The sequence below is a fragment of the Frigoribacterium sp. PhB118 genome, from assembly GCF_003751725.1.
Lineage (GTDB): Bacteria > Actinomycetota > Actinomycetes > Actinomycetales > Microbacteriaceae > Frigoribacterium.
In genome coordinates, this window is the sequence record NZ_RKID01000002.1 from 215,105 (window position 1) to 237,521 (window position 22,417).

22 protein-coding genes are annotated in these 22,417 nt (G+C 74.2%); 14 read left to right on the forward strand and 8 right to left on the reverse strand.

Translation table 11 applies throughout. From position 1 onward, the window contains the following. Positions 1–4: 4 nt before the first annotated feature. On the reverse strand, positions 5–382 hold the full coding sequence (locus EDF21_RS08030; RefSeq protein WP_123570979.1) for a hypothetical protein: 378 nt from the start codon (positions 380–382) through the stop codon (positions 5–7). Positions 383–492: 110 nt separating this feature from the next. Between EDF21_RS08030 and EDF21_RS17185 the strand changes: the two genes are divergently transcribed. From EDF21_RS17185 to EDF21_RS08050, 4 genes are all read left to right on the forward strand, one after another. Next, on the forward strand, positions 493–2,685 hold the full coding sequence (locus tag EDF21_RS17185; protein WP_123570980.1) for a serine hydrolase: 2,193 nt from the start codon (positions 493–495) through the stop codon (positions 2,683–2,685). 92 nt (positions 2,686–2,777) lie between these two features. Beyond that, the gene (locus EDF21_RS08040) at positions 2,778–4,289 is read left to right on the forward strand and encodes a histidine kinase (RefSeq protein WP_233568423.1); all 1,512 of its coding nucleotides are present in this window, start codon (positions 2,778–2,780) and stop codon (positions 4,287–4,289) included. Beyond that, positions 4,286–5,071 carry a response regulator transcription factor gene (locus EDF21_RS08045; RefSeq protein WP_123570981.1) on the forward strand — a complete coding sequence of 262 codons (786 nt, stop codon included), beginning with the start codon at positions 4,286–4,288 and terminating at the stop codon, positions 5,069–5,071. The genes EDF21_RS08040 and EDF21_RS08045 overlap by 4 nt, the downstream gene beginning before the upstream one ends. A gap of 190 nt (positions 5,072–5,261) precedes the next feature. Continuing rightward, the gene (locus EDF21_RS08050; RefSeq protein ID WP_123570982.1) at positions 5,262–5,960 is read left to right on the forward strand and encodes a hypothetical protein; all 699 of its coding nucleotides are present in this window, start codon (positions 5,262–5,264) and stop codon (positions 5,958–5,960) included. Between the two features lie 126 nt (positions 5,961–6,086). Here EDF21_RS08050 and EDF21_RS08055 read toward each other — a convergent pair whose 3' ends face one another. Continuing rightward, entirely contained in the window at positions 6,087–6,398 is a 312-nt protein-coding gene (locus EDF21_RS08055) for a hypothetical protein (RefSeq protein WP_123570983.1), read from the reverse strand. A 193-nt stretch (positions 6,399–6,591) separates the two neighbouring features. On the opposite strand from EDF21_RS08055, the gene EDF21_RS08060 reads away from it, so the two are divergent. Both EDF21_RS08060 and rlmC read left to right on the forward strand, forming a co-directional pair. Then, positions 6,592–7,317 (forward strand): sulfite exporter TauE/SafE family protein, encoded by a 726-nt coding sequence (locus tag EDF21_RS08060; protein ID WP_056044452.1) that lies wholly within the window; start codon positions 6,592–6,594, stop codon positions 7,315–7,317. Between the two features lie 77 nt (positions 7,318–7,394). After that, entirely contained in the window at positions 7,395–8,579 is a 1,185-nt protein-coding gene (gene rlmC, locus EDF21_RS08065) for a 23S rRNA (uracil(747)-C(5))-methyltransferase RlmC (protein WP_123570984.1), read from the forward strand. A gap of 123 nt (positions 8,580–8,702) precedes the next feature. Here the strand turns inward: rlmC and EDF21_RS08070 are convergent, their stop codons facing one another. The 4 genes from EDF21_RS08070 to EDF21_RS08085 form a co-directional block, all read right to left on the reverse strand. After that, positions 8,703–9,524 (reverse strand): hypothetical protein, encoded by an 822-nt coding sequence (locus EDF21_RS08070; RefSeq protein WP_148053669.1) that lies wholly within the window; start codon positions 9,522–9,524, stop codon positions 8,703–8,705. Between the two features lie 131 nt (positions 9,525–9,655). Next, the gene (locus EDF21_RS08075) at positions 9,656–11,008 is read right to left on the reverse strand and encodes an alpha-amylase family glycosyl hydrolase (protein WP_123570986.1); all 1,353 of its coding nucleotides are present in this window, start codon (positions 11,006–11,008) and stop codon (positions 9,656–9,658) included. A gap of 77 nt (positions 11,009–11,085) precedes the next feature. Beyond that, the gene (locus EDF21_RS08080; protein ID WP_043595969.1) at positions 11,086–11,445 is read right to left on the reverse strand and encodes a hypothetical protein; all 360 of its coding nucleotides are present in this window, start codon (positions 11,443–11,445) and stop codon (positions 11,086–11,088) included. Between the two features lie 50 nt (positions 11,446–11,495). Next, complete coding sequence (locus EDF21_RS08085) at positions 11,496–12,494, reverse strand: iron-siderophore ABC transporter substrate-binding protein (protein WP_123570987.1); 999 nt, start codon at positions 12,492–12,494, stop codon at positions 11,496–11,498. 132 nt (positions 12,495–12,626) lie between these two features. Between EDF21_RS08085 and EDF21_RS08090 the strand changes: the two genes are divergently transcribed. The 4 genes from EDF21_RS08090 to EDF21_RS08105 are packed head-to-tail and all read left to right on the forward strand — an operon-like array spanning position 12,627 to position 16,455. Continuing rightward, complete coding sequence (locus EDF21_RS08090) at positions 12,627–13,688, forward strand: iron ABC transporter permease (protein ID WP_123570988.1); 1,062 nt, start codon at positions 12,627–12,629, stop codon at positions 13,686–13,688. Beyond that, positions 13,685–14,785 (forward strand): iron chelate uptake ABC transporter family permease subunit, encoded by a 1,101-nt coding sequence (locus tag EDF21_RS08095; RefSeq protein ID WP_233568424.1) that lies wholly within the window; start codon positions 13,685–13,687, stop codon positions 14,783–14,785. The genes EDF21_RS08090 and EDF21_RS08095 overlap by 4 nt, the downstream gene beginning before the upstream one ends. Continuing rightward, on the forward strand, positions 14,782–15,579 hold the full coding sequence (locus EDF21_RS08100; RefSeq protein ID WP_123570989.1) for an ABC transporter ATP-binding protein: 798 nt from the start codon (positions 14,782–14,784) through the stop codon (positions 15,577–15,579). Before EDF21_RS08095 ends, EDF21_RS08100 begins: the two co-directional genes overlap by 4 nt. Before the next feature lie 42 nt (positions 15,580–15,621). Further along, positions 15,622–16,455, forward strand: coding sequence for an SDR family NAD(P)-dependent oxidoreductase (locus EDF21_RS08105; protein WP_056044436.1), 834 nt, complete (start codon positions 15,622–15,624; stop codon positions 16,453–16,455). Between the two features lie 106 nt (positions 16,456–16,561). On the opposite strand, the gene EDF21_RS08110 is transcribed toward EDF21_RS08105, so the two are convergent. Further along, entirely contained in the window at positions 16,562–16,906 is a 345-nt protein-coding gene (locus EDF21_RS08110; protein WP_123570990.1) for a ribonuclease E inhibitor RraB, read from the reverse strand. Positions 16,907–16,926: 20 nt separating this feature from the next. After that, positions 16,927–17,079, reverse strand: a complete 153-nt coding sequence (locus tag EDF21_RS16710) for a hypothetical protein (protein WP_158612882.1) — start codon at positions 17,077–17,079, stop codon at positions 16,927–16,929. 240 nt (positions 17,080–17,319) lie between these two features. On the opposite strand from EDF21_RS16710, the gene EDF21_RS08115 reads away from it, so the two are divergent. From EDF21_RS08115 to EDF21_RS16720, 4 genes are all read left to right on the forward strand, one after another. Continuing rightward, the gene (locus EDF21_RS08115) at positions 17,320–18,807 is read left to right on the forward strand and encodes an alpha/beta hydrolase (protein ID WP_123570991.1); all 1,488 of its coding nucleotides are present in this window, start codon (positions 17,320–17,322) and stop codon (positions 18,805–18,807) included. Beyond that, the gene (locus tag EDF21_RS08120) at positions 18,804–20,417 is read left to right on the forward strand and encodes a GMC family oxidoreductase (RefSeq protein WP_123570992.1); all 1,614 of its coding nucleotides are present in this window, start codon (positions 18,804–18,806) and stop codon (positions 20,415–20,417) included. The genes EDF21_RS08115 and EDF21_RS08120 overlap by 4 nt, the downstream gene beginning before the upstream one ends. 173 nt (positions 20,418–20,590) lie before the next feature. Further along, positions 20,591–21,892, forward strand: coding sequence for a hypothetical protein (locus EDF21_RS16715; RefSeq protein ID WP_158612883.1), 1,302 nt, complete (start codon positions 20,591–20,593; stop codon positions 21,890–21,892). A 38-nt stretch (positions 21,893–21,930) separates the two neighbouring features. Beyond that, positions 21,931–22,404, forward strand: coding sequence for a DUF2809 domain-containing protein (locus tag EDF21_RS16720; RefSeq protein ID WP_158612884.1), 474 nt, complete (start codon positions 21,931–21,933; stop codon positions 22,402–22,404). Positions 22,405–22,417: the final 13 nt, after the last annotated feature.

The window sequence follows — 22,417 nt, forward strand, 5'->3', positions numbered from 1 at the left end:
GGGGTCAGGGGGTGCGGCGGCGACCGGCGGAAGGCTCGGGAGGCGCGGCGGGCGGCCACGGGTCGGGCTCGGCTGCACTGCGGGCGATGAGCGCGCGGACGTCGGCGTCGTGCTGCAGCGTCCACGCCACGGCCGAGTTCAGCGACGACGCCGTGCGCAACCACGGGCGCCGCCCGCCCTCGTCACGACAGTGGGCGTAGACGTCGAACGCGAAGCCGCCCGTGACCGGCCGCTGGCGCACGTAACCGAGCGGAGCCGCCTCGCCCTGCCGGATCAGCCACAGCCCCTGCCCGCCCGGGATCGGCGGGATCGCGCACGGATGCTCGGCCGGCGGCTTGCGCAGTGCCGCCCGCGCGTTCTCGAACTTCGTCTGCACGCCCATGTCGGCGACCGTAGGCGCGACCACCGACGTCCGGCGTACGACGAAAGTCGTACGGCAGGTCCCGACTCCTGCACCCGGTGCGGCCGCGGCGCAGCCGCGAGCGTAGAGGCATGATCACGACACCGACCCGAGAAGCCCCTTCGTCCCGGCGGCGCCACCCGCGCCTCCTCGTCCGCACGACCCGCACGACCCGTCTCGCCGCCGCCGCAGCCGTCGTCGCCCTGGGCGTCACGCTCGCCGGGTGCGCGTCCGGGGCGACGGGCGCGACCGCCGACCCCGCGCCTCCTGCACCGCCTCAGCACCAGCCCGGCGGTCACTCGCTCGCCAAAGACGACGTCGACACGTGGCTCGACGGCGCCGTCGGATCGGCCCTGCAGACGACCGGCATCCCGGGGGCGACCGTCTCGGTCGTCGCCGACGGGAAGGTGCTGACCGCCCGCGGCTACGGCATGGCCGACACCGGCACCGGCGAGACCGACGCGCGCCGGGTCGACCCCGAGCGCACGCTGTTCCGCATCGGCTCGGTGTCGAAGGTGGTCTCGGCCACCGCGATCATGCAGCTCGTCGAGAAGGGCGATCTCGACCTCGACGCCGACGTGCAGCAGTACCTCGACTTCGACCTCGACACCCCGAAGGGCGCCGTCACCCTGCGGCACCTGCTCACCCACACGGCCGGCTTCGAGGAGGTCATCGCGGGGCTGATCGGCACGCCCGGCAGCGAGAAGACGCTGCGCGAGGCCGTCTCGGAGGCGCCTCCCGCCCAGGTGTTCACGCCCGGCACCACCCCGGCGTACTCCAACTACGGAGCCACCCTGGCCGGGTACGTCGCCGAGCGCGTCAGCGGCGTCCCGTTCGCCGACCTGCTGCAGCAGGACGTCTTCGACCGTGCGGGCATGACCTCGTCGTCGTTCGCCCAGCCGCTGCCCGCCGACCTCGACGCCCGACTGGCGCACGGCTACCCGGACGACTCGAAGCCCGCCGTCGCCACCGAGGTCGTCAACGCGGCCCCGGCCGGTGCGATGTCGGCCACCGCGACCGACATGGCCCGCTTCATGCTCGCCCAGCTGGGCGACCTGCCGGACGACCAGGCGCTGCTGCAGCCCGACACGCTCGCCGAGATGCACCGTCCCGCCCTCGACGCCGACGACCTCGGCACGCTCGTGGCCGGCCAGCGCATGGACCTCGCGTTCTTCGACGACAGCACGCCCGGCCTGGCCGCCTTCGGCCACGACGGCGACACGCAGGTCTTCCACTCGGCGATGCGGATGTTCCCCGAGCACGACACCGGCATCTTCCTGAGCATGAACGGCAGCGGACGATCGGCCACGGCCTCGCTCGACCTGCGCACCACGGTGCTGCAGGGGTTCGCCGACCGGTACCTGCGTGACGCGGCGACCGTCGGCATGGCCGACACGGACAGCCGAGGAGGCGCGGGCACGGTCGACGGCGACGCCTCCGGCTCCGAGACGGTCGCCTCGGGGACCGGCTCCGGCTCCGCTGACGGCTCCGGCGACGCCTCCGACGGCCCCGTGGCCGCCGACCTGGCCGGCACGTACCTCTCGTCGCGCTCCCCCGTCACCAACCCCGGTGCCCTGCTCGCCTTGAGCGGTCAGACCACGATCGTCCCCCGCTCCGACGGCACGGTCGCCGTCACGCCGAAACCCCTCGGCATGACCACCGGCGTCTACGAGAAGGTCGGGACCGACCTGTGGCGCGAGGTCGGCGGGGACGCCCTGCTCGCGACGCGGACCACCGACACCGAGGGGGACGCGTCCGTCGAGGCGATCTCGTGGGGCGCCTCCTTCACCATGCTGCGGGCGCAGCCCTGGCAGGCCGCGTCGGCCGTGCTGCCGAGCGTGGTCCTGGCCGTCGTGGTGCTGCTCGCCTCGATGATCGCCTGGCCCTCCACCGCCCTCGCCGGCGTGGGACGCCGACGTCGGGACCTCCGGGCCGGCCTGTCGACCGGGTCGGCGACCACCACCCCGCGTCGCCGCGACCGCACCCTGTTGCTGTCGCGTCTGGGACAGGCGTCGACGCTGCTGGCCCTCGTCGGCTGGGCGGTCGTCGCGGTGCAGGCCATGTCGTTCGCCGAGGTGTCGGCCGTCACCCTGCGCCTGCTCCAGGGACTGCAGCTGCTCGGCGTCGTCGCGATCGTGCCGGCCGCCCTGGTCGCCTGGCAGGCCGTGCGCGAGCGTCGCGGCTGGGCCGTCGTGACCGGACGCGTGCTCGTGCTCGTGTCGCTCGTCGTGCTCGCCGGCTTCGCCTTCGGCTTCCGCCTCATCGCCCCGAGCGTGAGCTTCTGATGACCCGCCCCCAGCGCGACACCCGGGCCGACGGTGCACAGCCGTCGTCGGCCCGGGGCCGGGACGCCCGCGGCACCTGGCATGCTCGGACGGTGACCACGACCCCCGACACCTCGCCCGCTCCGGGCGGTCCGCGCGGCCAGGCCGGTTCGGCCGGGCAGGCCGGGCAGGCCGGGCAGGCCGGTTCGGCCGGTTCGGCCGGGCCCGGGATGGCGACGGTGCGCCGCGTCCTCGATCGGCTGGGCGTGCACACGGTGCTCGGCCGCGACGTCGCCCTCGCCGGCGTCTGGGCGCTCGTCACGGTGGCCTTCCTCGCCACGCTGCTGGCCGCGGGCGAGTTCTACGGCGCGAACCGCAGCATCCCGACCGCCCAGATCGTCGCCGTGATCGTGCTGGCGCTCGTCCAGCACGTGCCCCTGGCACTCCGACGCGTCCGACCCGTCACGGCCCTGCTCGCGGTCGCCGTCCTGCAGGCCGCCCTGCTCACCGTGCTGCCGACCGGCCTCGCCCTCTGGACGGCCGCCCCCGTCGTCACGGCCTACACGGTCGCCACCCTGCGGCCGACCCGGGACGTCGTCGGGGCGGTGCTCGCCGCCGTGGGCATCGAGGCCGTCGGTGCCGCCGTCGGGGCGACGGCGATCGTCAAGGACCAGCTGGGCGCCCCCGCCGGGCTCGGCGAGGTCGGCGTCGTCGTCGAGGCGCTCGCCCTCGTGGCCAGCGCCGTGCTGATCAACGGCGTGAGCGCCGCCGTCGGCTCGTGGGTGGCCCTGCGCCGGGCCCACGACCGCGACGCCCGGGCCCGCGCGGCCGAGAGCGTCGAGCACCAGGCGACGCTCACCCGGGCCGCGGTCGCCGCCGAGCGCACCCGCATGGCCCGTGAGCTGCACGACGTCGCCGCGCACCACCTCACCGGGCTCGTCGTGCAGGCCGGTGCCGCCGAACGCCTCGTCGACGGCGACCCCGAGCGCGCCAAGGAGTCCCTGCGCAGCGTCCGCGCCCAGGGCCGCGAGACCCTCGACGCGCTGCGGTCGATCGTGGGCATCCTCCGCGAGACGGGCGACGGACCGAGCGGCACCGTGCCGGTCCCCGGTCTCGGCGACGTGGCCGACCTCGTCGACCAGGCCCGCGCCTCCGGGGCCGTCGTCGCGTCGCACGTCGACGGGACGCTGCCGTCGCTGGCCCCGCTCGCCGACGTCACGGCCTACCGCACCGTGCAAGAGGCGCTCGTCAACGCCCGTCGGCACGCGCCGGGGGCGACGGTCGAGCTGCACCTGACCGCGACGGCCGGGTCCCTCGTGATCGTCGTCGAGAACGACCTGCCCGTGGCTCGCGACACGTCGGGGGGCGGCGGCTTCGGGCTGGTCGGCATGCGTGAACGGGCCGACCTGATCGGTGGGCGGCTCGACACCGGAGCGACCGCGGACGGCCGCTGGCGAGTGCGACTCGAGCTGCCGGTCGAGGCCGAGGCCTCGGCGGAGGCCCCGGCGGGCGGGCCGTCGGCGACCGCTGCGGCGACCGGGGCCGACGGCGGGGCCGCCTCGGGGCCCACCTCGGGGCTCCGGCCGGGGCCGGACACGGGGATCACCGGCGGGGGTGCCGAGTGATCCGGGTCGTGCTGGTCGACGACCAGGCGATCGTGCGCACGGGCTTCCGGGTCGTGCTCGAGACGGCAGGCGGCATCGAGGTCGTCGGCGAGGCCTCCGGGGGGCGCGAGGCGGTCGACGTCGTGCGGCGCACCCGACCCGACGTCGTCGTGATGGACGTGCGCATGCCCGGCGGCGACGGCATCGAGGCGACGCGGGCGATCGTCGACGGGCGGGTCGGGCCCGGTGCCGCCGGAACGGCCGCTGCCGGCGGCCTCGGCTCGTCAGCGCCCCTCGGCGGCGGTCCGGCTCTCGGCGGCGATGCGACCCTCGGCGGCGATGCCGTCGACAGGCAGGAGGCGCGGGTCGGGTCGGCGAGCACCCCCGCGGTCCTCGTCGCCACGACCTTCGACCTCGACGAGTACGTGTTCGGCGCCCTCGAGGCCGGTGCGAGCGGGTTCGTGCTGAAGGACGTCGAGCCCGACGAGTTCGTCGGCGCCGTGCGGGCACTCGCATCGGGGCGGGCCGCGATCGACGGTGCCACCACGCGGCGGGTGATCGCCGAGTTCACCCGACGCCGGCGGGCATCGGCGGTCGAGCCGTCGCCCGACGTCCTGACGGAGCGCGAGCGCGAGCTCGTCCGCCTGCTCGGCGAGGGGCTGTCCAACGACGAGATCGGCGAGCGCCTGGTGGTCGAGACGAGCACGGTCAAGTCGCACCTCACCCGCATCACGACCAAGCTCGGCACCCGCGACCGACTGCAGACGGTCGTCTGGGCCTACCGTTCGGGCCTGCTGCCCTGAGCCCGGGGCCGAGGCCGATCGGCCTCCCGTCATCGGCCCGGGTCGCACCACGAACCGGACGTCGCACCGCCGATCTCGACGGTGCGACGTCCGGTCCGCGGTGCGACGCGCGGGCCCGAGCAGCATCACGACCCGCTGGTAGCCTCGGGGCGTCGCGGGACCACGGGGGTGCCCGGACGGAGGGGACGACATGTCGATCAGGACCACGCTGCCCGTCGGGGCCGCCACTCTCGTGTTGCTGTTGACCGGGTGCTCAGGGGGTGCCGGCGACGAGCCGACCACGACGCCGAGCGCCACCACCACGGCGAGTCCGTCGGCCACGGCGACTGCCGACGCCTCGTCGGCCGCCCTCTCGGACGCCGAACTGGCGTCCGTCTTCACGGGCATCCAGTTCGTGCCCGACGAGTTCGACACGACCGACCAGCTGCTCGACTCGGTCTACCCGGGGCTGACCGCGAGCGACCCGAGCTGCCTCGCCCCGTTCGGCGTCGGCTGGGACGACGCCGCCCCCGACGGCGCGCTCGAGTTCGGCACGAGCAACGACCGCTCGATGACCACCGTCGTCGCGAGCACGGGTGACGACGACGCGGCTTCGGCCCTGGTCGCCGAGGCGTCCGACGCCCTGACCCGCTGCGCGGACGGAACCGCCCTCTTCACGATGCAGGGCCAGCCCGTGCAGACCACGGTCGAGACCACCGAGCCGACCCTCACGGGCACCGACGAGTCGCTCGGCTGGCGCGTCACGGGCACCGTCGGCGGCGGCAGCTTCACCCTGGTCGGCCTGACCGCCCGCGTCGGCGGGGACGCCGTCGCGGTCGTCGGCTGGGACCCGTCGTCGAACGCCACGAACGTGCCGCTCGCGACCCAGATGTTCGTCGACGCCCTCTAGTCGGGCCTGCCCGGAGCCGTCACCGCACCGACGTCGGCCGTGCTGACGAGGCACCGCCGAGTGGACAGGACGCCGCGGCGTTCGGCGGTGTCCTGTCCACTCGGCGGTGTCGCAGGGGCGGGGCGGTCAGGCGATCGGCTCGACCAGCGCGACGTGCTGCGTCGCCACCCGCACGGGCTGGCCGGCGAACGCCGCGGCCCGCGCCTCGGACTGCAGGTAGGCGGCCTCGACCTCGGCGAACCGTGCGGCGTCGCCGGGGGTGCTGACGGCCCAGACGAACTGGTTGGCGTCACGGTCCGCGTAGGCGAACTCGATCGCGAAGCCCTCGGACAGCCGAGCCGGGATCAGCGTCGAGGTGAACCACGCGACGAAGTCGTCGAGCACCCCCTCGACGAGCTCGTAGCGGCGCAACTGGACGGTCTTCGACGAGTCGGTCATGCCGCCACCCTACTGACGCCGCGCCCCCGCTCCTGCCCCAGCCCCAGCCCCAGCCCCAGCCCCACAGCACCACGAGATGGCCACCGCACCACGACTAGTCCTGGCGCTGTGACCATCTCCTGGCGCCATGCCGGCCCGGCACGCACGCCCGGCACGGCGCAGCCCGGCCCAGCCCGCCGGGTAGCGTGGCGGCGTGACCCCGCTGACGCTCGCCCTCGCCGCCGCGGCCATCGTGGTCGGCGCCCTCACGCAGCGCATGGCGGGCATCGGCTTCGCGCTGACCGCCGCACCCCTCCTCGTGGTGGTGCTCGGCCCCGAGGCCGGCGTCTCGGTCGGCAACGCCCTCGCCGCCGTGCTCGCGCTGGTCGTGCTGGCGAGCACCTGGCGCACGGTGCGGTGGCGGACGGCGGCCCTCCTCGTCCTGCCCGCCCTCGTGACGATCCCGATCGGCGCGTGGGTCGTGCAGACCGCCCCGACCGGCCCGCTGACCATCGCGGTGGGCGCCCTGGCCCTGGTCGGCGTGCTCGTGATGGCGTTCTCGAGCCGCGCGCGCCTCCTGCCCGGGCGGGTCGGCGCCGTGGCCGCGGGCGCCCTCGGCGGCTTCATGAACGTCACGGCCGGCGTCGGCGGTCCGGCGCTGACGGTGCACGCCACGAGCGACCGCTGGCCCCGGGAGGTCTTCGTCGGCACCGGCCAGGTGTTCCTGCTGGCGATCAACCTGACCTCGGTGCTGACGAAGGGCATCCCGTCCGAGCCGGTCCCCGTCTGGGCGGGAGCCCTCGGCCTGCTGTTCGTCGGCGCCTTCGTCGGACACCACCTCAGCAAGGTCGTCCCGGCCCGGGTCGGCCGCATCCTCGTCCTGACGCTCGCGGCCGTCGGCAGCGCCCTCGCCCTCGTACGCGGCATCACCCAGCTCTGACCCGGCCGCACCCGGCCGCGCCCGGCCGAGGAGGCGCGGGTCGCCACCCCACGCCCCTCGCCTAGACTCGGCCCGCCATGCAGTGCGACTACTTCGACGCGGGGCTGTGCCGTTCGTGCACGCTCCTCGACCGCCCCTACCCGGTCCAGGTCGCCGAGAAGGAGGCGCGCGTCCGCGACCTCCTCGGCGAGGGCCATGCGCCCTCGGCCTGGCTGCCGACGCTGACCGGCCCCGAGTCGGGGTTCCGCAACAAGGCGAAGATGGTCGTCGGCGGCACGATCGACGAGCCGACGCTCGGCATCCTCGACGGCCGCGGGCAGGGCGTCGACCTGCGCGGCTGCGGGCTGCACACGTCAGGAATCCAGGAGGCACTGCCCACGCTGGCGGCGTTCGTGACCCGGGCGCGCCTCCTGCCCTACGACGTCCCGCGTCGCCGCGGCGAGGCGAAGTACGTGCACGTGACCGAGTCGCCCTCGGGCGAGCTGATGGTGCGCTTCGTGCTGCGCAGCGAGCAGGCCCTGCCCCGGCTGCGGTCCGAACTGCCCTGGCTGCTCGAGGCCCTGCCCGGGGTCGCGGTCGTGTCGGTCAACCTGCTGCCCGAGCACAAGGCCGTGCTCGAGGGCACCGACGAGATCGTGCTGACCGAGCGCGAGACGCTCACCATGCAGCTCGGCGGGGTCGACCTCGAGCTGCGCCCCCAGAGCTTCTTCCAGACGAACACGGCGATCGCGGCCGGGCTCTACGCGCAGGCCGCCGAGTGGGTCGACGCGATCGACCCGGCCACGGTGTGGGACCTCTACTGCGGCGTCGGAGGCTTCGCCCTGCACGTCGCGCGCCCGGGCGCCGGCCGCACGAGTCGACACGCGCACCGCGAGGTCGTCGGCATCGAGACCAGCGAGGAGGCGGTGGCCAGCGCCCGGGGCAGCGCCCGTCGCGCCGGCCTCGAGCACGTGCGCTTCGCGGCCGACGACGCGACCCGGTTCGCGACGGGCGCGTCCGCGGGGGCGGCGTCCTCGGGTACCGGCACCGCGCCTCCCGAGCTCGTGATAGTCAACCCGCCGCGACGCGGGATCGGGGCGACGCTGGCCGGCTGGCTCGAGGGGTCGGGCGTCGAGCACGTCGTCTACTCGAGCTGCAACCCCGTCACCCTGGCGAGCGACCTCGACGCGATGCCGTCGTTCGACGTGGTCGCCGCGCGCGTGTTCGACATGTTCCCGCAGACGACGCACCTCGAGGCGATGGCCCTGCTGCGCCGCCGCTGAGCGCTCCGCCACCTCCCGACGACGAACCCCGTTCACGAAGACGAACCCCGATCGAACGGGGTTCGTCTTCGTGAACGGGGTTCGCGGCGGACGTCCCGCCGGGCAGGGCTCAGAGCCCAGGGCTCAGAGCACGACGGTGCTGCTGCGCCAGCCGAGCGAGTCGGCACCCGTCTGCCACACGACGGTGAGGCCGCGGCCGGCCCCGCTCGACTCGCCGACCTCGGTCGTGAAGCGCTTGCCCGAGCCGGCCGACACGGCCTCGATCGACGGCAGCTGCTGACCGTCGAGGAAGACCCAGAGCGTGTCGGGGTAGCCGACGACGCTCGGCTCGGTCTGGTCCTGGCTCAACGGGCTGGCGAACGAGATCGACGCGGGGGCCGTGGTGTCGTACACCGCGCCTCCTGCGCTCTGGTCCTCGGCCCCGACGGCCGGGTTGTCCCACTCGTAGACCGAGTCGCCGGTCGGCGGCACGCCGGCGTCGTCGACGCGCAGGCCGTCGGCCGTCTCGCGCACGATCCAGGCGTCGGCGAGGTCGTCGGTCGTGGCGCTCACCAGCGTGAACGCGCCCTCGGGCCCCTCGGCCACGGCCAGGTCGGCGTCGACCAGGACCGACGCCTCGTCGGGCGTCACCGTGCCGTCCACCGGCGAGTACTCGGCGAAGGTCCGCTCGGCGCCGTAGAACTGCTGCGCCTCGGGGGTCAGCAGGGCCCAGGCCGCCGCCGTGTCGCCGCCCGAGATCGCGTCGAGGTAGCGGACGACGAGCGCCTGCTCGGCCGAGTCCTGTTCGGAACCGGCGGGGGTCGCGCTCGTCGCGGGGGCGCTCGGCACGCCGGTCGCCGCGGCGGTCGGGGCCGTCACGGCGGGATCGGAGGTGCATCCGGTGGCGGCGACCAGCGCACCGACGGCGAGGGTCGAGGTCATGAGTAGCTCTCGTGTCTTAGCCATGCGTGGCACGGTAGCGACGGCCCGCCCGGGTTCGTCGCGACTCCCAGGGGATGCCCACGAGCGTCGGAGGGACCCCGGAGGCGCGGGCCGGGTCAGGCGCGCGCGACGACCACCCAGCCGTGCGGGCCGGGTCAGGCGCGCGCGACGACCGCCCAGCCGTGCGGCCCCACCGACAGGACGTCGCCGTCGAGGCCCGCGTCCCGACCGGCCACCCACTCGCCCGGGGCCGGGTCGGTCACGCGCAGCTCGTCGTCGCCGAGGTTCAGCGCGACGACGAGCGACCGGCCCGCCCCGACGCCCGTGACCTCGAGCACGAGCGACTCGTTCGCGACCGACACGGTGCGGCTGCGGGCGGTGTGCAGCCACGGGTGCCGACGTCGCACGCCGATCAGCTCCTGGTGCAGGGCGAGGACCTCGGGGAGGGCGTCCGGGACGCCGGCACCCGGAGCCTCGGCAGGCGTCGAGGGGAACGCCGGACGCACCGCGTCGTCGCCGCCGACCCGCGCCTCCTTGACGGCCCGCAGGCCGAACTCGTCCCCGTAGTAGACCGAGGGCGTGCCGCCGAGGGTGAAGAGCAGCACGATCGCGTGGGCGTGGTGGCGGTCGTCGTCGATCTGGCTGGCGATGCGCGTGACGTCGTGGTTGCCGACGAAGGTCAGCGGCACGAAGTCGTCGAGGAACCCGTCGTGACGCTGCAGCGCCCACTCGAGCTCGAACAGGTTGACCTCGGCCAGGGCGTGCCAGACGCCCTGCCACAGTTCGTACTGGGTCACCGAGTCGAGGCCTCCGTCACGGACGGCCGCCGCGTAGTCGCCGTGCAGCACCTCGCCCACGACGTACACGTCGGGGTGCCGTTCGCGGAGCGGCGGCAGCACGGTCGCCCAGAACGACGACGGCACCGAGTAGGCGGCGTCGAGCCGCCAGGCGTCGGCACCGCGGTCGGCCCAGTACGTCAGGACGTCCGTGACCGTGCGGGCGACCTCGGGCGACGAGTGGTCGAGGGCGATGAGCCCTCCGTGCCCCTCGAAGGTGCCCAGGCTGCCGTCGTCCTCGCGCCGGAACAGGGAGGCCGCGCTCGAGTCGGGGTCGCGACGTGCCTCGACCAGCGCGGGGAACTCGGGGCCGACGTGGTTGAAGACGCCGTCGAGCATGACCTTGACGCCCTTCGCGTGGGCGGCCTCGATCAGGATGACGAGGTCGGCCTCGGTGCCGAGACGCGGGTCGACCGCGAACCAGTCGATGGTGTCGTAGCCGTGGGTCGACGACGCGAAGACCGGCCCGAGGGCGAGCCCGTTGGCCCCGAGGGCCACCAGGTGGTCGAGCCACGGCACGAGATCGAGGAGGCGCGGTGCCGGCGAGCGGTCCGCTCCCGTCGTGTCCGCCCCGACGAACCCGAGGGGGTACACGTGCCACCACACGACGTGCTCGGTCCAGGAGGGGCCCGGCAGGGCGGTGGCCGTCGTCGGGGACTCGTGTTCGCTCATTCGCGCCACCCTAGTGACGGGCGGTCGTGAGGTGTCCCCCGCCCAGCTCGCGGGGCGCAGCTCGCGGGGCGTCGGCGTCAGCTCGCGGGGCCGAGCAGGACGGCGAGCAGGGCGGCCGCCCCGCCGACGATGAACAGCATCGTGCCGGCCTGCATCGTGCGGGTCTTGTTGCGGTCGGCCGTGGGGACGTCGACCTCGAGGATCGGGCAGCCCGACCACCCGATGAGCCCGACGCTCAGGGCGACCAGCGCGGCACCGACCCAGAACAACGTCGCGAGCCCGGCCGAGAGGAGGGCCGGCCGCCAGCCGGTCGCGAGCAGCAGCCCCAGGGCCACCGCCACGCTGCCGACCGCGGCGACGAACCAGATCGTGCCGGTCCACATGATGCGTTGGACGTTCTTCTCGGGGGTCATCAGGTCGTGCAGCTCGTGGGTCACCAGAACATCTTTCACCCTCTGCAGCGATCCGGCCCGCACGGGTGCGGCGACTACTCCGTGGCGCCCTCGAGCAGCGGCACCAGCTGGTCGAGCGCGTACTGGCGCGAGAGCGCCGAACCGAGCGAGTACGCCGCGGCGACGTCGCCGTCGATGACGACGGCGTGGCCGTCCTGCACCGCCGACAGGGCCTTCCACTGCGGGTCGTCCGTGATCTCGGTCATGTCGATGTAGATCGGGAAGGCCACGATGACGTCCGCGTCGATCTGGTCGAGCTGCTCGCTCGAGATCGACACCGAGAAGCCACCGGCGTTCGGGGACAGCGCCGAGATGGCGGGGTTCTGCTCGAAGCCGAGCTCCTCGAGCTGCTCGACCCGCTCGCTGTCCTCGACGTAGGCACCCCAGCCCTCGCTGGTCTTCGTGGCGGCGGTGATCGTCTTGCCCTTCCACTCGGGGTGGGCGTCGGCGACGGCCTCGACGGCCTTCTCGTTCTCGTCGACGAGCTGCTCACCCTTGGCCTCTTCACCGAGTGCCTTCGAGACGAGCTCCATCTGGTCCTCGAAGTCGGTCAGGTAGCTGTCGCCTCCCTCGGGCACGCCCACGGTCGGGGCGATGCTCGACAGGCGGTCGTAGCGCTCCTGGTCGCCCGAGCTCTTCGTGTCGAGGATGACGTCGGGCTCGAGGGCCGCGATGGCCTCGTAGGAGGGCTCGAGGGTGCCGATGATCTCGGGGGCCTGGTCGTAGAGACCCTGTGCCCAGGGGCCGACGCCGTCGGCCTCGTCACCGAAGGCGAGCCAGTCCGAGGCCCCCACGGGCTGCACCCCCAGCGCGAGCGCCGTCTCGGCGTCGCCCCAGCCGAGCGCGACGACGCGCGTCGGCTTCTGGTCGATGGTGACCTCGCCGAACTTCGTGTCGATCGAGACGGGGAACGCGCCCGATCCGCCCGAGGCTCCGCCGCCGGTGGCGTCGTCCGGGTCGGCGTCGGCCGAGCAGCCGGCCAGGGCGAGGGTGGCGACCGCGACGGCGGCGGCGATCGAGAGTGTCTTGCGCATGTGTTCCTCAGGGCTGTGACGTCGGTGCTGTGACGTGGTGTCGGGCGGAAGGTCGGGTGCGGGGGTCGGGCCTGGACGGCGACGTGCGCCACCCGGCCGGACTCCAAGTGAGGGTAGCCTAAGCTAATCATCATGGCGATGCCCCGAGCGCTCACGGTCGGCCGTGCCCCGCGACCGACGCGGGGCTCCCGGCGCACCCGCACGCGCCTCCTCGCCCTCGTGGCCGCCCTGGCCCTGTTGGCCCTCGCCGTCGTGTTGGGCCTCGCCGTCGGCGCGCGGCCGGTCGCGTTCGACGAGGTGCTGCGCATCCTCACCGGTGCCGCGAGCCGCGACACCGCCGACGCGACCGCCGTGCTCGACCTCCGCCTGCCGCGGACGGTCGCCGCGATCGTGGCCGGGGCCGGGCTCGGGGTCGCCGGGGCCGTCGTGCAGGCCGTGACGCGCAACCCGCTGGCCGACCCGGGCATCCTCGGCGTCACCTCGGGCAGCGCCTTCGCCGTCGCCCTCGCGGTCGGCTTCGCCGGGGTCACCTCGGCGAGCGGCTGGGTCTGGTTCTCGTTCGTCGGTGCGGGCCTCGCGACGGTCGCCGTCGCCCTGATCGGCGGCGCCGGACGAGGAGGCGGTGGTCCCGCCCGCCTGACCCTCGCCGGCCTCGCGCTCGGGTCGGTGCTCGCGGGGATCACCTCGTCGATCGTGCTGGCCGATCCCCGCCGTTTCGACGCCGTCCGCGCGTGGGAGGTCGGCTCGCTCGCCGACCGCGGCTGGGAGCCCGTGCTCACGGTGCTGCCCTTCGTCGCGGCCGGGGTCGTCGTCGCCCTGATCGCCTCGCGCCCGCTCGACGCCGTCGCGCTCGGCGACGAGCACGCCGCCTCGGTCGGCGTCTCGGTGCCGGCCGTGCGGGTCGTCTCGTTGGTCGTCGTCACCCTGCTGGCCGGAGGCGCGACCGCGGTGGTCGGGCCCATCGCGTTCGTGGGGCTCATGGTCGCGCACGCCGCCCGCGGCGTCGTCGGGCCCAGCCAGCCGTGGATCACCGCCCTCTCGGCCGTGCTCGGGCCGGTGCTGCTGCTGCTCGCGGACGTCCTCGGCCGCGTGGTCGCTCCCCCGGGCGAGCTGGCCGCGGGCCTCGTCACGGCCGCCGTCGGCGCCCCCGTGCTCATCGCGATCGCCCGACGCCGACGGGTGGGTGGCGCGTGACCCGGGGCACGGGGCCGGACACGCGCCCGACCCGGGGCACGGGCACGTCGTCGGGTACGCGGACGACGTCGGCCTCCCCGGGTGTCGGCCCGCGCCTCCTGCGCTCGTGGCGCTCGACCGGCGGGCGGCGACGCACGGCGACGCTGACGCTGGTCGTGGTGGCCGTCGTCGTCGCGATCGTCGCCCTCGGCATCGGCGACTACCCGCTCAGCCCGCCCCAGGTCGTGCGGGCGCTGTTCGGCGGCGACGGGTTCGCCTCGACCATCGTGCTGAACTGGCGGCTGCCGCGCGTCCTCGCGGCCCTCGTCTTCGGCGCCGCACTCGGCGTCTCGGGCGCCGTCTTCCAGTCCCTGACCCGCAACCCGCTGGGCTCGCCCGACGTGATCGGCTTCTCGACCGGCGCCTACACCGGGGCGATCGTCGTCATCGTGTCGGGTGCGGCCTCGGCGATCGGCACGGCGGCCGGCGCCCTGATCGGCGGGCTCGTCACCGCGCTGGTCGTCTACCTGCTGGCCTACCGTCGCGGCGTGCACGGGCTACGGCTGATCATCGTGGGCATCGGCGTCACGGCCCTGCTGCACTCGGTCAACAGCTGGTTGCTGCTGCGCGCGCAGAACGAGGTCGCCCTGACCGCGTCGTTCTGGGGGGCGGGCTCGCTCGCGCTGGTCGGCTGGAAGCAGCTCGTCCCGGCGCTGGTGCTGCTCGTCGTGCTGACCCCGCTGGTCATGGGGTTGTCGCGTCCCCTCCGGCAGCTCGAGCTCGGCGACGACGCCGCCCGGTCGCACGGCCTGGGCGCCGAGCGGTCGCGCCTGGCGCTCGTCGTCGTCGGCGTCGCGCTGACCGCCGTGGTGACCGCCAGCACCGGGCCGATCGCGTTCGTGGCCCTGGCCGCGCCGCAGCTGGCCCGACGCCTGGTGCGGTCGGCCGGGGTGCCGCTCGTCGCCGGCGGACTCGTCGGCGGGGTGCTCCTGCTGGTCGCCGACCTCGTCGCCCAGCACGTGGCCGCCAACCCGGTGCCGGTCGGCCTCGTCACCCTCGTGATCGGCGGGGTCTACCTGATCACCCTGCTCGTCTCGGAATCCCGGAGGTCCGCGTGAACGCCGACGACACCCGCCCCTCCCGCCTCGTGGCCCGCGGCGCGCACCTCGCCTACGACCGGCGAACGGTGAGCGAGGCCGTCGACGCCGACGTGCGCGACGGCTCGTTCACGGTCATCGTCGGGCCGAACGCCTGCGGGAAGTCGACCTTGCTGAGGGCCTTCGCGCGCCTCCTGAAGCCCCGGTCGGGGTCGGTCCTGCTCGACGGACGCGAGCTCGCGGGCGTGCCGGCGAAAGAGGTGGCGCGCATCGTCGGGTTGCTGCCCCAGACCTCGACCGCGCCCGACGGCATCACCGTCGCCGAACTCGTCGCCCGGGGCCGCTACCCGCACCAGGGGCTCTTCCGGCAGTGGACCGGCACCGACCGCGAGGCCGTCGACGCGGCCCTGGCCGAGACCGACCTCACCGAGCTGGTCGACGTGCCCGTCGACGAGCTGTCGGGCGGCCAGCGCCAGCGAGTGTGGGTCGCGATGGCGCTCGCGCAGCAGACCCCGGTGCTGCTGCTCGACGAGCCGACGACCTACCTCGACATCGCGCACCAGTACGACCTGCTCGACCTCTTCGCCCGGCTGCACGGGCAGGGCACGACCGTGGTCGCGGTGCTGCACGACCTCAACCAGGCCGCGCGGTACGCGACCGACCTGATCGTGATGGCCGACGGCGAAGTGGTGGCGACGGGAACCCCGGCCGAGGTGCTGACCGAGCAGCTGGTGACCGACGTGTTCGACCTGCCCTGCGTCGTCGTGCCCGACCCCGTGACCGGGTCGCCTATGGTCGTGCCGCGCCGCCGCTGAGGTCGGGTGGGCCCCCGGGGCTCCTGCGAGCAGGATGGACCCATGAAGATCGAACTCGACGGCACCACCGCACTCGTCACCGGCTCGACCCAGGGCATCGGCTTCGCGATCGCCCGGGGGCTCGCCGCCGCCGGGGCCCGCGTCATCGTGAACGGACGCTCGACGGAGACCACGGGGGCGGCCCGAGCGCGCCTCCTCGACTCGCTGGCCGGCGACGCCGCCTTCGCGGCCCTCGACGCCGGGACCCGGGAGGCGCGGGTCGTCACGCTCGCGGCCGACCTGGCCACCGAGGCGGGCGCGCAGGCGGCGGTCGAGGCCTTCCCCGAGGTCGACGTGCTGGTGAACAACCTCGGCGTCTTCGGCTCGGCCGACGCGTTGAGCATCGACGACGACGAGTGGCGCCGCTACTTCGAGACGAACGTGCTCTCGGCCGTGCGCCTGACGCGGGCCTACTTGCCCGGCATGATGGAGCGCGGCTGGGGCCGCGTGCAGTACATCGCGAGCGACTCGGCGATCGTGACGCCGGTCGAGATGATCCACTACGGGGTGTCGAAGACGGCCCTGCTCGGGGTGTCACGGGGGTTCGCGAAGGCGGCCGCGGGTTCGGGCGTGACGGTCAACAGCGTCATCGCCGGGCCGACGCACACGGGTGGCGTCGAGGAGTTCGTGCGCGAGCTGGTCGGCGACGACCTGCCCTGGGACGAGGCCCAGCACGAGTTCATGCTGAAGCACCGGCCGCAGTCGCTCATCCAGCGACTGATCGAGCCGGAGGAGATCGCCAACATGGTGGTCTACCTCAGCTCGCGCTTCGCCTCGGCGACGACGGGCGGGGCGCTGCGGGTCGACGGCGGCTACGTCGACGCGATCGTCCCGTAGGGCGAGAGGCGATGTCGAACCACCGACGTGGTGTCGAACCATGCACATCGGCGGTTCGACACCACCTCGGTGGTGCGACCCGGGGGCACAGGCGGGTGCAGGCGGGTCAGGCCTGGGCTTCGGCGATGACCTCGGCGCTCCAGCCGTCGTACCGACCGCCGGATCGCTGCACGACGTCGAACACCTCTCGGGTGAAGGTCACGGCGCGGTCGTCGTCGAGCGCGTCCTCCCGGCTGGCCCGGAGATCTGCCCCCAGCAGACCGTGCCGGGTGACGGTCGCGTCGTAGCCCGCCGTGCGGAGTTCGTCGGCCGCGCGTTCGGCAGCCGATCGGCGCGAGAAGTCGGCCGCGTGCGTGACGGTCCGTGCGAGGTCGAACCGATCACGGAGCTCGTCGCGGGTGACCAGCTGGGCGGCACACCGCTGGAGGTGGACGACGAGTCCCTCGTCCATCGTCGTACCCCGGGCCCCGACTAGCGGGTGCGGACGGCGGGACGTCCGCCGCGGCCCCGGCGGTCGGCACGGGGCGCACGGGTGGGCAACACCGCCGCGACCAGGAAGAAGACGATGCCGAAGATGACGACGATCGACCCGATGACCATGAGGGCGATGATGACGGTTTCCATCCGCCCATCCTCCCGGGCGGGCGGGGCGGGCACAAGGCGCGGCTCCTGAGCATCCGCCGCCAGCGCCTCCTCGGGGTACGCCTCCCAGCGTCGGGACCACCCGCGGTGGGCAGTCAGTCGTACCACCGGCACGGTCCGCACGCCCTCATTCGGCCCGATGACGGTGGCGCGCCGTAGCGTCGAGTCCGCCGGGACGACGGGTGACGTCACCCGGCCCCACGTCTTCTCCGAGGAGTCCGAGTGACCAGCGACACCACCACACGCCCCACCCTGTTCTGCCTGCACGCGCTCGGCATGAGCCGGCTCGAGTACGGGCCCGTCACCGAGGCGCTCGGCGACGACGTCGAGGTGGTCGCCCTCGACCTGCCCGGCTTCGGCGACGCCACCACGGCCGACGGGGTGACCGTCGACGACATGGTCCGTCAGGTCACCCGGCAGATCCGCCGGCACGGCGCCACCCGCTGGCTGCTCGTCGGTCACAGCATGGGTGGCAAGATCGCGTCGATCGTCGCCGCGCGCACGCTCGCCGGGCAGGGCGGGCTCTTCGGCCTCGCCGGGGTCGTGCTGCTCGCGGCGTCCCCGCCGTCACCCGAGCCCATGAGCGAGTCGAACCGCGAGCAGATGATCGCCGCGGCCGCCGACGGCCCGCTCGACGCCGACACGGCCCGCAGCTTCGTCGACGACAACGTCGGCGCTCCCCTGGCCACGCCGCTCGACGACCAGGCCCTCGCCGACCTGCACCGCACCTCCCCCGAGGCGTGGACCGCATGGTTCGACCGCGGCAGCCGCGAGGACTGGTCGGCCGAGGTCGGCACCCTCGACGTGCCCGCCCTGATCGTCGCCGGGGGCGCCGACGGGCCGTTGGGCGAGGACGCCCAGCGTCGCCTGAACGGCGCCGTCTACCCGCGTGCCACGCACCTCACCCTGGACGGCGCGGGGCACCTGTTGCCGCTCGAGCGCCCGACCGAGGTCGCTTCGGCCATCCTCGACTTCTGGCGCGACGACGCGGGGCGGGCTCCCGTCATGTCGGACGACTTCGCCCGCGTCATCGCCTCGAGCCGCACCGCCTCGAACACCCGCGGCATCCTCGCCCGGCGCGCCGTCGCCGACGACCCGCGCTACGTCCCACAGGTGCTGACCGAGGCGCAGCTGACCACGTTGCGTGCCGTGGCCTCCCGCGTCGTGCCGCAGGACGACCCCGACCACTCGGTCGACCTCGCCGCGCGGGTCGACGCCCAGCTCGCCGCCGGCTACGGCGACGGCTGGCGCAACGCCGACCTGCCGAGCGACCCCGAGGCCTACGCGCTGGGCCTCGACGCCCTCGCCGACTTCACCGGCCTGACCTACGAGCAGAAGGACGAGCGGCTCGCCGCGATCGTCGCGGGCGATCCCGACGACGCCCTCGGCACCGTCGGCGACAGCGGTGGCGGCGACTCGCACCACGGCGGCGACCAGGACGACGCCGGGATGACCGGCGGCACCCCCGGGCGCACGGGGCAACCCAGCCCCGACGAGGCACACCCCTTCTCGGTCGAGCAGCTCACCGCGTGGTTCGAGGACTGCCGCGTCGACCTGGTCAAGCTCTGGCTCGCCCACCCCGCGACGATGGAACGCATCGGCTTCGACGGTTTCGCGAACGGCCGTGCCGGTCGCGCCCTGCAAGGATTCAGCCGGCTCGGTGCCGGCCAACGAGAGGGCTGGGAACCAGCCATGGAGGTCACCCGATGAAGCTCGACGGACAACGCACCTACGACGAGTCCGAGGTCGTCGACGCGGTCGTGATCGGAACCGGCGCCGGTGGCGCCCCGATCCTGGCGAAGCTCGCCCTGCAGGGCCTCTCGGTCGTCGCGCTCGAGGCCGGCCGCAACTTCGAGCCCGACGAGTACACGCAGGACGAGATCGAGGCCGTCAAGATCAACTGGATGGACGAGCGCCTCAGCGGCGGCGAGACCCCGACCGCGTTCGGCCAGAACAACAGCGGCAAGGGCGTGGGCGGTTCGACCCTGCACTGGGGCGCCTTCACCCCCCGTCCCGACGAGCGCGACCTCAAGCTCAAGTCCCTCACGGGCAAGGGCGAGGACTGGCCGGTCGACCACGCCGAGCTGATCGGGTACATCGAAGAGGTCGAGCACTTCGTCGGCGTCTCCGGCCCGACCGACTACCCGTGGGACCCGTCGCGGTCGTACCTGATGCCGCCGCCCGCCCGCAACGCGTCGAGCGACATGATGATCCGCGGGTGCGAGGCCCTGGGCATCCGGGCCACGGACGCCCCGGCGGCCCTGGTCAGCCGTGACTGGCGTCAGGAGCACGTCGGCACCCGCCCGGCCTGCGTCGGCTGCGGCAGCTGCCACCAGGGGTGCCGCAGCGGCGCCAAGGTCAGCATGGACACCAGCTACCTGCCGATGGCCGTCGCGAACGGGGCCGAGATCCGCCCCGAGTCGATGGTCACGGGCATCGAGCTCGACGAGGCCGGCGAGGTGTCGGCCGTGGTCTACGTCCGCGACGGCGTCGAGCACCGCCAGCGCACCGCCGCGCTCTTCCTCTGCGCGGGCGGCGTCGAGACCCCGCGCCTGCTCTTGCACGCCGGCATCGCCAACAGCAGCGACCAGGTCGGTCGCAACTTCATGGCCCACGGCGCGACGCAGGTCTGGGGCACCTTCGACACCGAGATGCGCGGCTACCGCGGCTACCCGTCGTCGATCATCACCGAAGACACGATGCGGCCCGAGGGCGTCGACTTCGTCGGCGGCTACCTGATCCAGAGCCTCGGCGCAATGCCGTTGACGCTGGCGACGACCCTGGCCCGCGGTGCCGGCCTCTGGGGCCCCGAACTCGTGGAGGCGCTCGACGACTACCGCTTCATGGCCGGCGTCGGCATCAACGCCGAGTGCCTGCCGAGCGAACAGAACCGCCTGACGCTGTCCGACGAGGTCGACGAGTTCGGCATGCCCAAGGTCGTCGTCACCTTCACGCCCGGCGACAACGAGAAGGCGATCGACGACCACGCCGTCGAGACGATGACCGCGATCGTCGAGGCGGCCGGGGGCCGCGACATCCGCGTCCTGGCCCGCACGGCGCACACGATCGGCACCTGCCGCATGGGCACCGACCCGGCGACGGCCGTGGTCGACCCCGACGGGCGCAGCTTCGACGTGCCGAACCTCTGGGTCGCCGACAACTCGGTCTTCCCGAGTGCCGTCGTCGCGAACCCCGCCCTGACGATCATGGCCCTCGGCCTGCGCACCGCCGACCGCTTCCTGGCGAGCGCTGGGCTGACGGGCACCGTCGCCGGCGAGCGCGTCGGCGCGGACGTCTCGCGCGTCGTCGACGCGGCCTGACCTGCAGCACGCGACCCGCGCCTCCTGAGCTCCACCGCCCAGGAGGCGCGGGTCGCGTCGGCGAGGAACGCCCCCGTGGCGCCGTCGTTCGGCTGGTCGGGGTCGTCCTCCCGGCGCGCGGCGTGGTCCCCGAGACGGACGCGACCCGGCTCGCCCGTTCGTAGGCTCGAGAGATGGCCTCTCCCACGCTGCACCGGGCGATCGCGGCATCGGTGGCGACCGTCGTCGTCGCGTGCGGCCTCACGTCGTGCTTCTTCGCCGAACCACCGCCCGAGGGGTCCGAGGAGTCCCTGGCCGAGCTCGCCGATCGGATCGCAGCCGTCGACGGTGTCGCCTCGGTCGAGACCCGCCTGCAGCAGCGTGACGCGAAGGACGACCCCTTCACCTGGGACGCCTACGTCGAGGTCACCGCCGACGGCCCCGACCTGGCGGTCGCCGCCCTCGTCGACGGCGTGGTGGGCGACGGCGTCACGGGTACCACCCTCGACATCGACCTCGACGTCCCCGGCGGCCCGGGCCTCGCCCCGGTCACCGTCGATCCGACGTCGGAGGTCCAGGTCGGACTGGCGGGCGACCTGCGCGGCGAGAGCACCCTGGCCTCCGTCGACACCACCCGCTACGCCTACTCGGCGGTCGTCGCACCCGGGAACTCGTTCGCGGACGCTGCGGCGGCGGTCCAGCCGCACCTCGGCACGGCCGGCCCGACCTTCTCCCTCCACCTCGGCCAGGCGACGACCACGACGTCCGTCCCTTCGTCGGTGGCCCTGAGCCCCACCTCGCCGGCACCGACGATGCTCGCGACGATCGACGCGGTGCTCGCGCTCGACGGCGTCACCGGACTGGCCTTCACCCCCGGTGACGTCACCGCGAGCAGTCGACCGTCGCTCGACGTCTCGACCTACGAGCCCGACACGGTGCTCGCCGTCCTGCGGGGTGCGGCCGACGAGCAGGCCGACGCCGGGGTCGCCCGCCGCACCGAGTTCTGGGTGCGGAAGCCTCGGGCGACCACCCCGGAGACCGGCTGGATCGGCCTCCCGCTCGGCGCGCCCGAGCCCGACGACGGTCCGGAGCCCCAGCCGGGCGACATCGGTGAGAGCCCGTTCGTCAACGAGGGCCCGCTCGCCGAACTGCCCGAGCAGGAGGCCGCCGTGCGCGCCTACGTCGAGGCATCCGTGGCGGCGACGGGAGTGCCGGCCGAGGTCGAGACCAGGCGCGAACTGTGCGAGACCGAGTACGGCACCCGCGTGGTCGGCTCGGTGGTCGTGCCGGTGTTCACCGTCCACGACGACGCGCAGGGCCCGTTCGACGCCGTCGTCGACGGTTGGTCGGCCGACGGGTTCCACCAGGCCGGTCGCGCCATGGGCCGGGACTACTGGTCCGCGCCTCCCGGCCGTCCCGACGGCATCGAGTCGGCGAGCATCCGTGGCACGGCCGACGGCCTGTCGTTCGGCGTCCAGACCGGGTGCCTCTCGTGACGCCGCCCGTCGAGTGGTCGCGAAGCGTCCCTCCCGCTGTGCGGAAGGACGATTCGGGACCACTCGACCCGCGGGCCGCAGATCCGGGGGATGCTCGACGACTGCGGCCGCGGGCGCGGCGGCGGCGGCTGCTGACGGCGGTCGCGGCGGCGGCGACCGTCGCCCTCGGCGTCGTCGCGAAGCTCGCCGTCCCCGGGCTGACGGGCGACCTGCTCGGCTCGGCGCTCTACACCGTGCTGCTCGCCCTGCTGCTCGCCCTCGTCGCCCCGCGCCTCGTCGCCCCGCGCCTCGTCGCCCCGCGCCTGGCCGCCCCCGCCGCGGCCGGGGCCGCCACCGCGGCGTCGGTCGGCATAGAACTGCTCCAGCTGACCGGACTGCCCGCCGCCGCCGACGCGTTCCCGCCCGTCGCGTGGGTGCTCGGCTCCACCTTCGTGGCGACCGACCTGCTCGGGTACCTGGCGGGAGGCGTCGCGGGGCTGGTGCTGCTCCGGGTGCTGCGCCGCGCCTCCTGACGTCCCGACCCCG

Coding starts and splice junctions, on each gene's coding strand:
- EDF21_RS08030 (WP_123570979.1), bottom strand. CDS start 382: ATGGGCGTGCAGACGAAGTTCGAGAACGCGCGGGCGGCACTGCGCAAG.
- EDF21_RS17185 (WP_123570980.1), top strand. CDS start 493: ATGATCACGACACCGACCCGAGAAGCCCCTTCGTCCCGGCGGCGCCAC.
- EDF21_RS08050 (WP_123570982.1), top strand. CDS start 5,262: ATGTCGATCAGGACCACGCTGCCCGTCGGGGCCGCCACTCTCGTGTTG.
- EDF21_RS08055 (WP_123570983.1), bottom strand. CDS start 6,398: ATGACCGACTCGTCGAAGACCGTCCAGTTGCGCCGCTACGAGCTCGTC.
- rlmC (WP_123570984.1), top strand. CDS start 7,395: ATGCAGTGCGACTACTTCGACGCGGGGCTGTGCCGTTCGTGCACGCTC.
- EDF21_RS08070 (WP_148053669.1), bottom strand. CDS start 9,524: ATGGCTAAGACACGAGAGCTACTCATGACCTCGACCCTCGCCGTCGGT.
- EDF21_RS08075 (WP_123570986.1), bottom strand. CDS start 11,008: ATGAGCGAACACGAGTCCCCGACGACGGCCACCGCCCTGCCGGGCCCC.
- EDF21_RS08085 (WP_123570987.1), bottom strand. CDS start 12,494: ATGCGCAAGACACTCTCGATCGCCGCCGCCGTCGCGGTCGCCACCCTC.
- EDF21_RS08090 (WP_123570988.1), top strand. CDS start 12,627: ATGGCGATGCCCCGAGCGCTCACGGTCGGCCGTGCCCCGCGACCGACG.
- EDF21_RS08105 (WP_056044436.1), top strand. CDS start 15,622: ATGAAGATCGAACTCGACGGCACCACCGCACTCGTCACCGGCTCGACC.
- EDF21_RS08110 (WP_123570990.1), bottom strand. CDS start 16,906: ATGGACGAGGGACTCGTCGTCCACCTCCAGCGGTGTGCCGCCCAGCTG.
- EDF21_RS16710 (WP_158612882.1), bottom strand. CDS start 17,079: ATGGAAACCGTCATCATCGCCCTCATGGTCATCGGGTCGATCGTCGTC.
- EDF21_RS08120 (WP_123570992.1), top strand. CDS start 18,804: ATGAAGCTCGACGGACAACGCACCTACGACGAGTCCGAGGTCGTCGAC.
- EDF21_RS16715 (WP_158612883.1), top strand. CDS start 20,591: ATGGCCTCTCCCACGCTGCACCGGGCGATCGCGGCATCGGTGGCGACC.